This is a genomic window from Streptomyces sp. NBC_01217, from assembly GCF_035994185.1.
Taxonomy (GTDB): Bacteria; Actinomycetota; Actinomycetes; order Streptomycetales; family Streptomycetaceae; genus Streptomyces.
This window is the reverse complement of the sequence record NZ_CP108538.1, coordinates 2,202,924-2,218,228: the sequence shown is the minus strand read 5'-3', so window position 1 is coordinate 2,218,228 and position 15,305 is coordinate 2,202,924. Positions and strand designations below refer to the sequence as shown.

Genomic DNA, 15,305 nt, shown 5'->3' with positions numbered 1-15,305 from the left:
CCGTGAGGAAGGCCCCGAAGCCGGCCGCGAAGAGCGCCATGAAGAAGGCTGTGAAGTCGGCCAAATTCGGAACGCGCGGCGTTCCCGGCGGTGTTGACGCTCCGTAATCGTCGCTGCGTGTACGGCCGAGTATCCGGAGGCCCGTACTCCTACCGAGGAGTACGGGCCTCCGCGGCTCTTCCGGCCCCGCTCGATGTCACTCGGGGGCCATCGGAGAGGTAGGGTCGGAGGCGGTCGGGGACATCCCATACAACTCGCCGGCGTCGAAACCCGGCGTACCTAACGAGGAGATCGGTTCGTGACGATCCGCGTAGGCATCAACGGCTTTGGCCGCATCGGTCGTAATTACTTCCGCGCGCTGCTGGAGCAGGGTGCGGACATCGAGATCGTGGCTGTCAACGACCTGGGTGACACTGCGACCACGGCGCACCTCCTGAAGTACGACACCATTCTGGGTCGTCTCAAGGCCGAGGTCAGCCACACCGCCGACAGCATCACCGTCGACGGTCACACCATCAAGGTGCTCTCCGAGCGCAACCCGGCCGACATCCCCTGGGGTGAGCTGGGCGTCGACATCGTCATCGAGTCGACCGGCATCTTCACCAAGAAGGCCGACGCCGAGAAGCACATCGCCGGTGGCGCCAAGAAGGTCCTCATCTCGGCTCCGGCCAAGAACGAGGACATCACCATCGTGATGGGCGTCAACGAGGACAAGTACGACGCGGCCAACCACCACGTCATCTCCAACGCCTCCTGCACCACCAACTGTGTCGCGCCGATGGCGAAGGTTCTGGACGAGAACTTCGGCATCGTCAAGGGCCTCATGACGACGGTCCACGCGTACACGAACGACCAGCGCATCCTGGACTTCCCGCACTCCGACCTGCGTCGCGCCCGCGCCGCGGCGGAGAACATCATCCCGACCACGACCGGTGCCGCCAAGGCCACCGCTCTGGTGCTCCCGCAGCTCAAGGGCAAGCTCGACGGCATGGCCATGCGTGTCCCGGTCCCGACCGGCTCGGTCACCGACCTGGTCATCACGCTGGAGCGCGAGGTCACCCGCGACGAGGTCAACGCCGCCTTCCAGAAGGCCGCCGAGGAAGGCCCGCTCAAGGGCAAGCTGGTCTACACCGAAGACCCGATCGTGTCCTCGGACATCGTCTCGGACCCGGCCTCCTGCACCTTCGACTCCCTGCTGACCATGGCAGAGGGCTCGCAGGTCAAGGTCATCGGCTGGTACGACAACGAGTGGGGCTACTCCAACCGCCTCGTCGACCTGACCGTCTTCGTCGGCAGCCAGCTCTGACCGTCGAGTCGGCAGGCACCTCGAAGTGAGCACGGGGCTCGGACAGCGCAACGCGGCGCCGTTCGAGCCTCGTTGCATGCTCTCTCGCCCTCCCAAGGAGTCCAGCAGGATGAAGACGATCGACGAACTTCTCGCCGAAGGGGTCACCGGCAAGCGCGTATTCGTCCGCGCCGACCTCAACGTGCCGCTGAGCGGCACCACCATCACCGACGACGGCCGCATCCGGGCCGTCCAGCCGACCGTGGAGAAGCTCGCCGCGGCCGGTGCGCGGGTCGTTGTCGCCTCGCACCTGGGCCGCCCCAAGGGCGCCCCGGACCCGGCCTTCTCCCTGGCGCCCGCCGCGGCCCGTCTCGGCGAGCTGATCGGCGGCGAGGTGGCCTTCGCGACCGACACGGTCGGCGAGTCCGCCCGCGCCACGGTCGCCGCGCTCACCGACGGCGAGGTCGCCGTCATCGAGAACCTCCGCTTCAACCCCGGTGAGACGTCGAAGGACGACGCCGAGCGCGGCGCGTTCGCCGATCAGCTCGCCGAGCTCGCCGATGTGTACGTGGGTGACGGCTTCGGAGCCGTCCACCGCAAGCACGCCTCGGTCTTCGACCTCCCGGCCCGGCTGCCGCACGCCGCGGGCGACCTGATCGCCACCGAGGTCGGCGTCCTGAAGAAGCTCACCGAGAACGTCGAGCGCCCGTACGCCGTCGTCCTCGGCGGTTCCAAGGTCTCCGACAAGCTCGGTGTCATTGATCACCTGCTGGAGCGCGCCGACCGCATCCTCATCGGCGGCGGCATGGCGTACACCTTCCTCAAGGCCCAGGGCCACGAGGTCGGCAGCTCCCTCCTGCAGGAGGACCAGATCCCGGTGGTGCTGGAGTACCTCAAGCGCGCCGAGGAGAAGGGCGTGGAGTTCGTGCTCCCCGTCGACGTCGTGGTCTCCGAGCAGTTCCCCGACCTCGGGGCCAAGGCACCGACCGAGCACCGCACCGTGCCCGCGGACGCCATCCCGGCCGGTTTCATGGGCCTGGACAACGGCCCCGAGACCAACAAGCTGTACGCCTCGAAGCTCGCCGACGCCGTCACCGTCTTCTGGAACGGCCCGATGGGCGTCTTCGAGCACCCCGACTACGCCGAGGGCACCCGGGCCGTGGCCCAGGCCCTCGTCGACTCCTCGGGCTTCAGCGTGGTCGGCGGTGGCGACTCCGCCGCGGCCGTCCGCATCCTGGGCTTCGACGAGAACGCATTCGGACACATCTCGACCGGTGGCGGCGCCAGCCTCGAATACCTTGAGGGCAAGACGCTTCCCGGCCTCGCCGCACTGGAGGACTGACCTTTCATGACCACCCGTACCCCGCTGATGGCGGGCAACTGGAAGATGAACCTCAACCACCTCGAGGCCATCGCGCACGTCCAGAAGCTCTCCTTCGCCCTGGCCGACAAGGACTACGACGCCGTAGAGGTCGCCGTCCTCGCGCCCTTCACCGACCTGCGCTCCGTGCAGACCCTGGTGGACGGCGACAAGCTGAGGATCAAGTACGGCGCCCAGGACATCTCGGCGCACGACTCCGGCGCGTACACCGGAGAGATCTCCGGCCCGATGCTCGCCAAGCTGAGGTGCACCTATGTCGCCGTCGGCCACAGTGAGCGCCGCCAGTACCACGGCGAGAGCGACGAGGTCTGCAACGCCAAGGTGAAGGCCGCCTTCAAGCACGGCCTGACCCCGATCCTCTGCGTCGGCGAGGAGCTGGAGGTCCGCGAGGCGGGCGACCACGTCACGCACACGCTCACGCAGGTCGACGGCGGTCTCAAGGACATCCCCGCCGAGCAGGCCGAGTCGGTCGTGATCGCGTACGAGCCGGTCTGGGCGATCGGCACCGGCAAGGTCTGCGGCGCCGACGAGGCCCAGGAGGTCTGCGGGGCGATCCGCAGCCGTCTCGCCGAGCTGTACTCGCAGGACCTGGCCGACGCGGTCCGCATCCAGTACGGCGGCTCGGTGAAGTCCGGGAACGTCGCCGAGATCATGTCGAAGCCCGATGTGGACGGCGCACTGGTCGGCGGGGCCGCGCTGGACGCCGACGAGTTCGTCAAGATCGTCCGCTTCCGCGACCAGTGAGTATGCGGTAGCGCGGATCCGTCGTACCCTTGCGGGGGCCGAGGATGGCGTAGCCTCCCGGCCCCCGCTGTTCGCACATGCAGTCCAGAGAATTCCGGAAAGTAGGGACCAGCCGTGATTTTGGCGTTCGAGATCGCCCTGATCGTCTTCAGCCTGCTGCTGATGCTGCTGGTGCTGATGCACAAGGGAAAGGGCGGCGGCCTTTCCGACATGTTCGGTGGCGGGATGCAGTCGTCCGTCGGCGGCTCCTCGGTCGCCGAGCGGAACCTCGACCGGATCACCGTCTTCGTCGGTCTGGCCTGGTTTGCGTGCATTGTGGTGCTTGGTCTGCTGATCAAGCTGGACAACTGACCCGTCGTACGCGATTCCCGGTGAGGGTGTAACTCCTTTCACTGGACGCGCGTTGGGCCTTACGTAGACTGGGGCATCTTCGAGCACCATCACGCAGGGAGTTACGACCGTGGCAAGTGGCAACGCGATCCGGGGAAGCCGGGTCGGAGCGGGGCCGATGGGGGAGGCCGAGCGGGGCGAGTCCGCGCCGCGCCTCCGCATCTCCTTCTGGTGCTCGAACGGGCACGAGACGCAGCCGAGCTTCGCCAGTGACGCGCAGGTACCGGAGACTTGGGACTGCCCGCGCTGTGGTTTCCCGGCCGGCCAGGACCGGGACAGCCCGCCGGACCCGCCGCGCACCGAACCGTACAAGACGCACCTCGCGTACGTACGCGAGCGGCGCAGTGACGCGGACGGCGAGGCCATCCTCGCCGAGGCCCTGGCAAAACTCCGGGGCGAGATCTAGAAGTTCACCGGCCGGACACCCATGGGGGTGTCCGGCCGGACCGCTTATGTCGTGCCGCAGCTCACCATTGCCTCGTCAACCCCTCTGATCAATTAAGTTGGAAGAGCAGCGGGGCATCTGCAGGCACGAGAAGAAGTGAGCTGAGATCCGGGATGAACACACCAAGCCGAACCAGGCTCAACCAGACGCCCGAGTGGACCGCTCTGGGCAAGCACCGCGAGCAGTTCGGGACGACGCATCTGCGGCAGCTCTTCGCGGACGACCCGGAGCGCGGCACCGGATACACCCTCCGGGTCGGCGATCTGTACGTCGACTACTCCAAGCACCTGGTCACCGACGAGACGCTCCGGCTGCTGCGCGAGCTCGCCGCGGCCACCGGCGTGGCCGAACTGCGGGACGCGATGTTCCGCGGCGAGAAGATCAACACCACCGAGGACCGCGCCGTCCTGCACACCGCGCTGCGCGCCCCGCGCGATGCGGTGATCGAGGTCGACGGCGAGAACGTGGTGCCCGCCGTGCACGCCGTGCTCGACAAGATGGCGGCCTTCTCCGACCGCGTCAGGTCGGGGGAGTGGACCGGTCACACCGGCAAGCGCATCAAGAACATCGTCAACATCGGCATCGGCGGCTCCGACCTCGGCCCCGCCATGGCGTACGAGGTGCTGCGCTCCTTCACGGACCGCTCGCTCACCGTCCGCTTCGTGTCGAACGTCGACGGCGCCGACCTCCACGAGGCCGTGCGCGATCTCGACCCGGCCGAGACGCTCTTCGTCATCGCGTCGAAGACCTTCACCACGATCGAGACCATCACCAACGCCACCTCCGCCCGCAACTGGCTGCTGACCGGTCTGGGCGCCGGCCAGGACGCGGTCGCCAAGCACTTCGTGGCGCTGTCCACGAATGCCGAGAAGGTCGCGGACTTCGGCATCGACACCGCGAACATGTTCGAGTTCTGGGACTGGGTCGGCGGCCGCTACTCCTACGACTCCGCCATCGGCCTCTCGCTGATGATCGCCATCGGACCGGACCGCTTCCGCGAGATGCTCGACGGCTTCCACCTCGTCGACGAACACTTCCGAACCGCCCCCGCCGAGGACAACGTCCCGCTGCTGCTGGGCCTGTTGGGCGTCTGGTACGGCGCGTTCTTCGACGCGCAGTCGCATGCCGTGCTGCCCTACAGCCACTATCTGTCGAAGTTCACCGCGTATTTGCAGCAGCTGGACATGGAGTCCAACGGCAAGTCCGTGGACCGGGACGGCAATCCGGTCGACTGGCAGACCGGACCGGTCGTCTGGGGCACCCCCGGCACCAACGGGCAGCACGCCTACTACCAGCTGATCCACCAGGGCACCAAGGTCATCCCGGCAGACTTCATCGGCTTCGCCGAGCCGGTCGCCGACCTGCTGCCCGGGCTCGTCGCCCAGCACGATCTGCTGATGGCCAACTTCTTCGCCCAGACCCAGGCGCTGGCCTTCGGCAAGACGCCGGACGAGGTCCGCGCCGAGGGCGTCGCCGAGGAGCTGGTGCCGCACAAGACCTTCAAGGGCAACCACCCGACGACCACGATCCTGGCCGACCGGCTGACCCCGTCCGTCCTCGGCCAGCTGATCGCGCTGTACGAGCACAAGGTCTTCGTCCAGGGCGCCGTCTGGAACATTGACTCCTTCGACCAGTGGGGCGTCGAGCTCGGCAAGGTCCTCGCCAAGAAGATCGAGCCGGTGCTGACCGAAGGCAGGGGCGGCGAGCAGCTGGACAGCTCGACGGCCGCGCTCGTCCAGGCCTACCGCACCCGCAGGGGGCGCTGAGCCGATGACCACGGGGGAGCGGACGGTGCGGCTGAGGCCGCCGAACAACACGCTGGATCCGAGGGCCGTCGGCTGGTGGCGGGCCCAGTGGCTGCTGCTGACCGCGGCCCCGGTGGCCGTACTGGCCGTGCTGGGCGCGCTCATCGAGCCCGCCCGGTTCTGGCTGCTGCTGCCCGCCGCGGTCCTCGCGGTCCTCGGCATCGGCTGCGCCGTCCTCTTCCCCCTCTGGTGGTTTCGCACCCATCGCTGGGAGGTCACCGACGAAGCGGTGTACGTGAGAACCGGCGTACTGAGGCAGGAGTGGCGGATCGCCCCGATGTCCCGCATCCAGACCGTGGACACCGTGCGCGGCCCGCTCGAACAGCTCTACCGGCTCGCCACGGTCACCGTGACCACCGCATCGTCCAAGGGCGCGGTACGGATCGAGGGACTGGGCCACGAACTGGCGGCCGAGCTGGCCGAGCGGCTGACCCGGATCACCCAGGACACTCCCGGGGACGCCACATGAGTTCCGGGGCGGCCGCCGCTGCCGACTGGCGCAGGCTGGACCGGCGTACGGTCCTCGTCAGCGCGCTGGTCACGGCCGGGGTGGCGGCCGGTGCGGCCGTGCCCACCACGCTCGGCCTCTCCGGGCGGATCGGGCTCGGCCCCGCGGTCGCCTGGGTGCTGGCCGGTGCGGCCATGCTGATCGGCTGCACCGCGGCCGGCGACTACGTACGGTGGCGCCGCACCCGCTACCGCATAGGCGCCGAACGGGTCGAGGTCCACACCGGACTGCTGCTGGTCAAGAAGCGCTCCCTGGCCCGCGAGCGCATCCGCAGCGTCGACCTCACCGCCCATCTGCTGCAACGGGTCCTCGGTCTGGTCACCGTACGGATCGGCACCGGCGAGCACTCCGGCAACGAATCCACCCTGGAGCTGGACCCGGTCCTCCGGTGCGAGGGTGAACGACTCCGCCGCGAACTGCTGGAACGCACGGCCACCGGCGCCCCGGGCACCCATCGCGAGGGCCGGCTCGCCACCCTCGACCCGCGCTGGATCCGCTACGCACCCGTCTCGTTCGTCGCCCCCGCGCTCGGCGGTGCGGCAGCCGGTGCGGTGATGCAGGTCAGCGACTGGTTCGGGGCCCAGGGGCAGGTGATCGACTGGGTCGGCGACCGGTTCCGGGACACCTCACTGCTCGCCATGATCGTGATACTCGCCGCCGCAGCGGCGGCCGCCGGTGTCGTCGGCGCGCTCGGCCTGTGGGTCGAGATGTGGTGGGGCTACCGGCTGGAGCGCGAACCCGGCGGCACCCTGCGCATCCGGCGCGGCCTGCTGACCTCCCGGTCCGTCTCCATCGAGGAGCGGCGGCTGCGCGGCGTCGACCTCGTCGAACCGCTCGGCATCCGGCTGTTCGGCGCCGCCCGGGTCGACGCGATCACCACCGGACTCGCCAAGGACGACGAGGAGCAGCACGGCGACCACAACACCCTGCTGCCCGCCGCGCCCAGATCCTTCGCCGGCATGGTGGCCGCCGACGTCCTGCGCGAGACCACGTCCCCGACCGGCGCCCCGCTGACCGCGCACCCCCTCGCGGCCCGCGGCCGCCGGATGCGCCGGGCGCTGTGGGCCGTCACCGTGCCCGTGTGCGTCCTGGCCCTTCTGGGCGCGCTGCTGACCCCCGTCCTGCTCTGGATCGCGCTCGGCTGCGCCGTCGTCGGGCTGCCCCTCGGGGTGCTCCTCGCCCGGGACGCGTACCGCGGTCTGGGCCATGCGGTGACCGGCGACTACCTGGTGGTCAGGTCCGGCACGGTCCGGCGCTCGACGGCCGCGCTGGAACGGGCCGGAGTCATCGGCTGGACGGTCCGGCAGACGTACCTCCAGCGGCGGTCGGGGGTGCTGAACCTTACCGCTACGACGGCCGCCGGAGCGGGCGCGTACACGGCGTACGACGCGGAGGTGAGCGAGGGCCTCGGCTTCGCCGCCGAGGCCGTCCCCGGTCTGCTGGAGCCCTTCCTGGAGCGCACCCCGCCCGCGGGGTGACCGGCGGTCGGTCGGTCAGCCGTGCGTCGTGTCGATGACGCAGAAGCGGTTGCCCTCGGTGTCCGCGAGCACCACGAAATCCGGGTCGTCCGGGTACAGATCCCAGTCGACCCGCACCGCCCCGAGCGCCACGAGCCGGTCCACCTCGGCGTCCTGCTCCTCGGTGTACAGGTCGAGATGGACCCGGGGGACCTCCTGCACCGGCGTACCGCTCCTGCCCAGGGACAGCCCGACGCCGGAGCCGTCGGCCGGTACCAGCACCACCCAGTCGTCCTCTGCGGGCTCGCGCTCCACATATCCGAGCGCCGCCTTCCAGAAGGCCGACGCGCGCCGTACGTCCGACGCGCCCATCACCACGGTTCCGATACGCACCATGGGCCGAGCCTTTCATGCCACAGGCCCGGCCGCCACGAAGGGCGAACCGGGCCTGCGTACAACGGCACTGACGACCGCTCAGGGAGAGGCCGGCGGATACAGCGCGCGCGGCAGCCGCGAGGCCGCCGCCGCGTCCAGCAGCCACAGGGTGCGGCCGCGTCCGTACGCACCGGCCGCCGGGGCCTGGATCTCCCCGGCACCCGAGAGCGCGATCTCCGCGGCCTCCGCCTTGTCCTCGCCCGCGGCGAGCAGCCACACCTCGCGCGCCGCCCGGATGGCGGGCAGGGTGAGCGAGACGCGGGTGGGCGGCGGCTTGGGAGCACCGTGCACACCGACGACGGTGCGCTCGGTCTCCCGTACCGCGGGCAGCTCCGGGAAGAGCGACGCGACATGCGTGTCCGGGCCGACGCCCAGCATCAGCACATCGAACGTCGGCACCGGACCGTGGTCCTCCGGACCGGCCGCGGCGGCCAGTTCGGCGGCGTACGCGGCCGCCGCCGCGTCGGCGTCCTTGCCCCAGGGGCCGTCCGACGCGGGCATCGCGTGCACCCGGGACGGGGTCAGCGGCACCGAGTCCAGCAGGGCCTCGCGGGCCTGCGTGACATTGCGCTCCGGATCACCCTCGGGCAGGAACCGCTCGTCGCCCCACCACAGGTCCAGACGCGACCAGTCGATCGCGTCCCTGGCGGGCGCCTCGGCGAGGGCGGCCAGCAGGCCGTTGCCGTTGCGCCCGCCGGTGAGGACCACCGAGGCGTAGCCGCGCGCGGCCTGGGCGTCCACGATCCTCGTGATCAGCCGGGCCGCGGCGGCCTGTGCCATCAGCTCCTTGTCGCGGTGGACGACGAGCTGAGGGGCACTCACTTCGCCGCCGCCTTCCTGGCCGCGGTCTTCTTCGCGGCGGCGGGGGCGGCAGATGCGGTGGCGGGCTCGGCGGGGGTGGACCCGGCAGGCTTCGGCCGGTCCGGTCCGCCGAGCTTCTCCACGCCGAACTTCACCGTTGCCTCGTAGGTGTTGTCCGGGTCCAGGCGCCGCAGCTCCTCGGCGAGCAGCTCGGCGGTGTCCCGCCGCTTGAGCGCCACAGCGCGGTCGGGCTGGCCCTGCATCGAGAGAGTGGCCAGCGAACCGTCGGGACGGTCCAGGACGATGACGCCGTTCTTGGTCTCCATATGCACGGCCGTCAGACCGGGGCCGCCGGACAGGGTGCGCTCCACCGGAACCTTCAGCCGGTCCGCGAGCCACATGGCGAGCAGCTCACAGCTCGGGTTCTCCGACTCGCCCTCGACCGTCGCCGAGACGACCTCGACATGCTGCTGGTCGAGCGCGGCCGCCAGCATCGAGCGCCACGGCGTGATGCGGGTCCAGGCCAGATCGGTGTCGCCGGGGGTGTACGACCGGGCGCGCACCGCGAGTTCGGCACCCGGGTTCTCCGCCGAGTACGCATCGGTGATCCGGCGCTGGGCCAGCGCGCCCAGCGGGTCCTTCGCCGGATCGTCGGGGGCGCCCTCGGGCCACCAGACCACGACCGGGGCGTCCGGCAGCAGCAGCGGCAGGACCACCGACTGGGCGTGGTGGGCCAGCTCGCCGTGGAGACGCAGGACGACGGTCTCGCCGGTGCCCGCGTCGGAACCGACCCGCACCTCGGCGTCGAGCCGGGCGTCCCGGCGGCTGCGCGGCGAGCGGCTGACCCGCTTGATCACCGCGATGATCCGCGAGGGGTGCTCGCGCGAGGCGTCACCGGCCGACTTGAGGGCGTCGTAGGCGTTCTCCTCGTCGGTGACGATGACGAGGGTGAGCACCATGCCGATGGCCGGGGTGCCGATGGCGCGGCGGGCCGAGACCAACGCCTGGTTGATCTTGCTGGAAGTGGTTTCCGTGAGATCGATCTTCATGGCCGACGCCAGCTCCGTCCGTCTCGTGCAAGCATCTCGTCCGCCTCGGCCGGGCCCCAGGTGCCCGCCGGGTACTGCGCGGGCTTGCCGTGCCTGTCCCAGTACTCCTCGATCGGGTCGAGGATGTTCCAGGAGAGTTCGACCTCCTGGTGCCGCGGGAAGAGGTTGGCGTCGCCGAGCAGCACATCGAGGATGAGCCGCTCGTACGCCTCCGGGCTGGACTCGGTGAAGGACTCGCCGTAGGCGAAGTCCATCGTGACGTCCCGGACCTCCATCGAGGTGCCCGGCACCTTGGAGCCGAACCGCACGGTGACGCCCTCGTCCGGCTGGACCCGGATGACCAGGGCGTTGCCGCCCAGCTCCTCGGTCGCACCGGATTCGAAGGGCAGATACGGGGCGCGCTTGAAGACGACCGCGATCTCCGTGACCCGTCGGCCGAGCCGCTTTCCGGTACGGAGGTAGAACGGCACGCCCGCCCAGCGGCGGTTGTTGATCGTCAGCTTGATCGCGGCGTAGGTGTCGGTCTTCGACTTGGGGTCGATGCCGTCCTCTTCGAGGTAGCCGGGGACCTCCTCGCCGCCCTGCCACGCGTGCGCGTACTGGGCGCGGACCGTGTGCTTGCCCAGGTCCTCCGGCAGCTCCACCGCCGTGAGCACCTTGAGCTTCTCGGCGACCAGGGCCTTCGGGTGGAAGGAGCCGGGCTCCTCCATCGCGGTGAGCGCCAGCAGCTGGAGCAGGTGGTTCTGGATGACGTCACGGGCGGCGCCGATGCCGTCGTAGTAGCCGGCCCGGCCGCCGATGCCGATGTCCTCGGCCATCGTGATCTGGACGTGGTCGACGTACGACCTGTTCCAGATCGGCTCGAACATCGTGTTGGCGAACCGCAGCGCCAGGATGTTCTGGACCGTCTCCTTGCCCAGGTAGTGGTCGATCCGGAAGACCTCGTTGGGCGGGAACACATCGTGCACGAGCTGGTTGAGCTCCTGCGCGCTGGCCAGGTCGTGGCCGAAGGGCTTCTCGATGACGGCGCGCCGCCAGGAGCCCTCCTTCTGTTCCGCGAGACCGTGCTTCTTGAGCTGCTGGACGACCTTGGGGAAGAACTTCGGCGGCACGGACAGGTAGAAGGCGAAGTTGCCGCCCGTGCCCTGTGCCTTGTCGAGCTCCTGGATCGTGGCCTTCAGCGTCTCGAAGGCGTCGTCGTCGTCGAAGTTGCCCTGGACGAAGCGCATCCCCTGGATGAGCTGCTGCCAGACCTCTTCGCGGAACGGGGTGCGGGCGTGCTGCTTGACGGCGTCGTGGACCTCCTGTGCGAAGTCCTCGTCGTGCCACTCGCGGCGCGCGAAACCGATGAGGGAGAAGCCCGGCGGCAACAGGCCGCGATTGGCCAGGTCGTAGACGGCGGGCATCAGCTTTTTACGGGACAAATCGCCCGTGACGCCAAAGATCACCAGGCCCGACGGCCCCGCGATGCGCGGGAGCCGTCGGTCCTGGGCGTCACGAAGCGGGTTGGCTCCGGGAACACCAGACAAGGTGGTCAGCCCTCCGAAGGGGCGAGGCGCTTGAGTTCCGCCTCGGTCGAGTTGAGCAGGTCGATCCACGACGCCTCGAACTTCTCGACGCCCTCGTCCTCAAGGAGCTGGACGACGTCGTCGTAGGAGATCCCGAGCTTCCCGACGGCGTCGAGCTCGGCACGGGCCTGCTCGTAGGTGCCGGCGATGGTGTTGCCCGTGATCTGTCCGTGGTCCGCCGTGGCGTCCAGGGTGGCCTCCGGCATGGTGTTCACCGTGCCGGGAGCGACCAGGTCGTCGACGTACAGGGTGTCCTTGTACGCGGGGTCCTTCACACCGGTCGAGGCCCACAGCGGACGCTGCTTGTTGGCCTGCGCCTTGTCCAGCGCGGCCCAGCGCTCCGAGGAGAAGACTTCCTCGAACGCCTCGTACGCCAGCCGGGCGTTGGCGAGCGCCGCCTTGCCCTTGAGCGCCTTGGCCTCGTCGGTGCCGATCGCGTCGAGCCGCTTGTCGATCTCGGAGTCGACGCGGGAGACGAAGAACGAGGCCACCGAGTGGATCTTGGAGATGTCCAGGCCCGCGGCCTTCGCCTTCTCCAGGCCCGCCAGGTAGGCGTCCATGACCTCGCGGTAGCGCTCCAGCGAGAAGATCAGCGTGACGTTGACGCTGATGCCCTTGCCGATGACCGCGGTGATCGCCGGGAGACCGGCCTTCGTCGCCGGGATCTTGATGAGCGTGTTGGGCCGGTCCACCAGCCAGGCCAGCTGCTTGGCCTCGGCGACGGTGGCGTCGGTGTGGTGGGCCAGGCGCGGGTCGACCTCGATGGAGACCCGGCCGTCCTGGCCGTCCGTGGCGTCGAAGACGGGACGCAGGATGTCCGCGGCGTCCCGTACATCGGCCGTCGTGATCATGCGGATGGCCTCGTCGACGGTGACCTTGCGGGTGGCGAGGTCGGTGAGCTGCTGCTCGTAACCGTCGCCGTGCGAGATCGCCTTCTGGAAGATCGACGGGTTGGTGGTGACGCCCACGACGTGCTGCTGGTCGATCAGCTCGGCGAGGTTGCCCGAGGTGATCCGCTTGCGCGACAGGTCATCGAGCCAGATCGCCACGCCCTCGTCGGAGAGGCGCTTGAGTGCGTCTGTCATGAGAATTGCATCTCCTACTAGTCGTATAACGGCGTCAGCGTGCGGCGGCGGCGAGAGATTCCCGCGCGGCGGCGGCGACGTGCTCGCCCGTGAAACCGAACTCGCGGAAGAGGACCTTGGCGTCGGCCGAGGCACCGAAGTGCTCCAGCGAGACGATCCGGCCGGCGTCACCGACGTACCGGTGCCAGGTCAGACCGATGCCGGCCTCGACCGCGACCCGGGCCTTCACGGACGGCGGCAGAACGCTGTCCTTGTAAGCCTGGTCCTGCTCCTCGAACCACTCGACCGACGGCATCGACACCACACGGGTCGGGATGCCGGCCGCCTGCAGCTCCTCGCGCGCCTCGACGGCGAGGTGCACCTCGGAGCCCGTACCGATCAGGAGTACCTGGGCGTTGCCGCCCTCGGCCTCGAAGAGCACGTAGCCGCCCTTGGCCGCGTCCTCGTTCGCCTCGTACGTCGGCACGCCCTGGCGGGTCAGCGCCAGACCGTGCGGGGCGCCCTTGCCGAACACCTTGGTGTAGCGGCGCAGGATCTCGCGCCAGGCGATGGCGGTCTCGTTGGCGTCGGCCGGGCGGACGATGTTCAGGCCCGGAATGGCGCGCAGCGAGGCCAGGTGCTCCACCGGCTGGTGGGTCGGGCCGTCCTCGCCGAGACCGATCGAGTCGTGCGTCCACACGTACGTCACCGGCAGGTGCATCAGTGCGGACAGGCGCACGGCGTTGCGCATGTAGTCGGAGAACACCAGGAAGGTGCCGCCGTAGACGCGGGTGTTGCCGTGCAGTGCGATGCCGTTCATGGCCGCGGCCATGGCGTGCTCGCGGATACCGAAGTGGATCGTGCGGCCGTACGGGTCCGCCTCGGGCAGCGGGTTGCCCGCGGGGAGGAACGACGACGTCTTGTCGATCGTGGTGTTGTTCGAGCCCGCGAGGTCGGCGGAGCCGCCCCACAGCTCGGGGATGATCGCGCCGAGCTGCTGGAGCACCTTGCCGGAGGCGGCGCGCGTGGCGACGCTCTTGCCCGGCTCGAAGACCGGAAGCTTGTCCTCCCAGCCCGTGGGCAGCTCGCCCGCGGAGATCCGGTCGAACTCGGCGGCGCGCTCCGGGTTGGCGGTGCGCCAGGCGGCGAGGGACTTCTCCCACTCGGCCTTGGCCTCGCGGCCGCGGTCCAGTGCCTCACGGGTGTGGGAGATCACCTCGTCGGAGACCTCGAAGGACTTCTCCGGGTCGAAGCCGAGGACCTTCTTCGTCGCGGCGACCTCTTCGGCGCCGAGCGCCGAGCCGTGCGAGGCCTCGGTGTTCTGGGCGTGCGGGGCGGGCCAGGCGATGATCGAGCGGGCCGCGATGAACGACGGACGCTCGGTCTCGGCCTTGGCGGCCTGCAGCGCCCGGTACAGGCCCGCCGGGTCCAGGTCGCCGCTGGGCAGCTGGTCGACGCGCTGGACGTGCCAGCCGTACGCCTCGTACCGCTTCAGGGTGTCCTCGGAGACCGCGGTCTCCGTGTCGCCCTCGATGGAGATGTGGTTGTCGTCCCACAGCAGGACCAGGTTGCCGAGCTTCTGGTGCCCGGCCAGCGAGGACGCCTCCGCGGAGATGCCCTCCTGGAGGCAGCCGTCGCCGGCGACGACCCAGACCATGTGGTCGAACGGGGAGGTGCCGGGGGCCGCCTCCGGGTCGAACAGGCCGCGCTCGTAGCGGGCGGCCATCGCCATGCCCACCGCGTTGGCGACACCCTGGCCCAGCGGGCCCGTGGTCGTCTCGACGCCGGTGGTGTGGCCGTACTCCGGGTGCCCGGGGGTCTTGGAACCCCAGGTACGGAAAGCCTTGAGGTCATCGAGCTCCAGGCCGTACCCGGCCAGGTAGAGCTGGATGTAGAGGGTCAGGCTGCTGTGACCCGCCGAGAGCACGAACCGGTCGCGACCGGTCCACTCCGCGTCGGCGGGGTCGTGCCGCATCACCTTCTGGAAGAGGGTGTACGCGGCGGGAGCCAGGCTCATCGCCGTGCCCGGGTGGCCGTTTCCGACCTTCTGTACGGCGTCGGCGGCAAGGACGCGGACAGTGTCCACGGCCCGCTGGTCCAATTCGGTCCACTGGAGGTCTGTGGTGGTCGGCTTGGTGCTCACCCTGAGTCAGGGCTCCTCTCCACTGTTGTAAACCGGTGACTGTGACCGCACCGGGCGTTGTCGAGCCTACCCCCGTCGGAACATGCATTTTCCGGCTGCTTTCCAGGGTGCAGGCGGCCCGCTGAGTTCGCCTCCCGTATGAGCGCAACGGCTCACCGATGCGCTACTCCGATGAGCGTGAACCCCTACTTCTGGGCCCTCCGATGAGCGTGTCCTCTTACTTATGTGCC

Annotated in this window: 14 protein-coding genes; 8 read left to right on the top strand and 6 right to left on the bottom strand. The window is 69.6% G+C overall.

What is annotated here, in order from left to right; all coding sequences use genetic code 11:
• Positions 1–298: 298 nt before the first annotated feature.
• The 8 genes from gap (at position 299) to OG507_RS09595 (ending at position 8,036) form a co-directional block, all read left to right on the top strand.
• Positions 299–1,306, top strand: a complete 1,008-nt coding sequence (gene gap, locus OG507_RS09630) for a type I glyceraldehyde-3-phosphate dehydrogenase (RefSeq protein WP_327366739.1) — start codon at positions 299–301, stop codon at positions 1,304–1,306.
• A gap of 109 nt (positions 1,307–1,415) precedes the next feature.
• Positions 1,416–2,627 (top strand): phosphoglycerate kinase, encoded by a 1,212-nt coding sequence (locus OG507_RS09625; protein ID WP_327366738.1) that lies wholly within the window; start codon positions 1,416–1,418, stop codon positions 2,625–2,627.
• 6 nt (positions 2,628–2,633) lie between these two features.
• Complete coding sequence (gene tpiA / locus OG507_RS09620) at positions 2,634–3,410, top strand: triose-phosphate isomerase (RefSeq protein WP_327366737.1); 777 nt, start codon at positions 2,634–2,636, stop codon at positions 3,408–3,410.
• Between the two features lie 114 nt (positions 3,411–3,524).
• Positions 3,525–3,761, top strand: a complete 237-nt coding sequence (secG, locus tag OG507_RS09615) for a preprotein translocase subunit SecG (RefSeq protein ID WP_266736497.1) — start codon at positions 3,525–3,527, stop codon at positions 3,759–3,761.
• A 109-nt stretch (positions 3,762–3,870) separates the two neighbouring features.
• Positions 3,871–4,206: an RNA polymerase-binding protein RbpA gene (locus tag OG507_RS09610; RefSeq protein ID WP_072483070.1), complete on the top strand. Its 336-nt coding sequence runs from the start codon at positions 3,871–3,873 to the stop codon at positions 4,204–4,206.
• A gap of 152 nt (positions 4,207–4,358) precedes the next feature.
• Positions 4,359–6,011 carry a glucose-6-phosphate isomerase gene (gene pgi / locus OG507_RS09605; RefSeq protein ID WP_327366736.1) on the top strand — a complete coding sequence of 551 codons (1,653 nt, stop codon included), beginning with the start codon at positions 4,359–4,361 and terminating at the stop codon, positions 6,009–6,011.
• Positions 6,012–6,015: 4 nt separating this feature from the next.
• Positions 6,016–6,519, top strand: a complete 504-nt coding sequence (locus OG507_RS09600) for a PH domain-containing protein (RefSeq protein WP_327366735.1) — start codon at positions 6,016–6,018, stop codon at positions 6,517–6,519.
• Positions 6,516–8,036: a PH domain-containing protein gene (locus tag OG507_RS09595; RefSeq protein WP_327366734.1), complete on the top strand. Its 1,521-nt coding sequence runs from the start codon at positions 6,516–6,518 to the stop codon at positions 8,034–8,036. The genes OG507_RS09600 and OG507_RS09595 overlap by 4 nt, the downstream gene beginning before the upstream one ends.
• A 15-nt stretch (positions 8,037–8,051) precedes the next feature.
• Here OG507_RS09595 and OG507_RS09590 read toward each other — a convergent pair whose 3' ends face one another.
• The 6 genes from OG507_RS09590 to tkt all read right to left on the bottom strand — a co-directional run bounded on the left by OG507_RS09590 (position 8,052) and on the right by tkt (position 15,075).
• Complete coding sequence (locus OG507_RS09590; protein ID WP_327366733.1) at positions 8,052–8,411, bottom strand: VOC family protein; 360 nt, start codon at positions 8,409–8,411, stop codon at positions 8,052–8,054.
• Between the two features lie 78 nt (positions 8,412–8,489).
• Complete coding sequence (gene pgl, locus OG507_RS09585) at positions 8,490–9,272, bottom strand: 6-phosphogluconolactonase (protein ID WP_327366732.1); 783 nt, start codon at positions 9,270–9,272, stop codon at positions 8,490–8,492.
• Entirely contained in the window at positions 9,269–10,300 is a 1,032-nt protein-coding gene (opcA, locus tag OG507_RS09580; protein ID WP_327366731.1) for a glucose-6-phosphate dehydrogenase assembly protein OpcA, read from the bottom strand. Before opcA ends, pgl begins: the two co-directional genes overlap by 4 nt.
• Positions 10,297–11,829, bottom strand: coding sequence for a glucose-6-phosphate dehydrogenase (gene zwf / locus OG507_RS09575; RefSeq protein ID WP_327366730.1), 1,533 nt, complete (start codon positions 11,827–11,829; stop codon positions 10,297–10,299). The genes opcA and zwf overlap by 4 nt, the downstream gene beginning before the upstream one ends.
• Before the next feature lie 5 nt (positions 11,830–11,834).
• On the bottom strand, positions 11,835–12,953 hold the full coding sequence (gene tal, locus OG507_RS09570; RefSeq protein ID WP_327366729.1) for a transaldolase: 1,119 nt from the start codon (positions 12,951–12,953) through the stop codon (positions 11,835–11,837).
• 34 nt (positions 12,954–12,987) lie between these two features.
• Complete coding sequence (tkt, locus tag OG507_RS09565; RefSeq protein ID WP_327366728.1) at positions 12,988–15,075, bottom strand: transketolase; 2,088 nt, start codon at positions 15,073–15,075, stop codon at positions 12,988–12,990.
• Positions 15,076–15,305 lie beyond the last annotated feature (230 nt).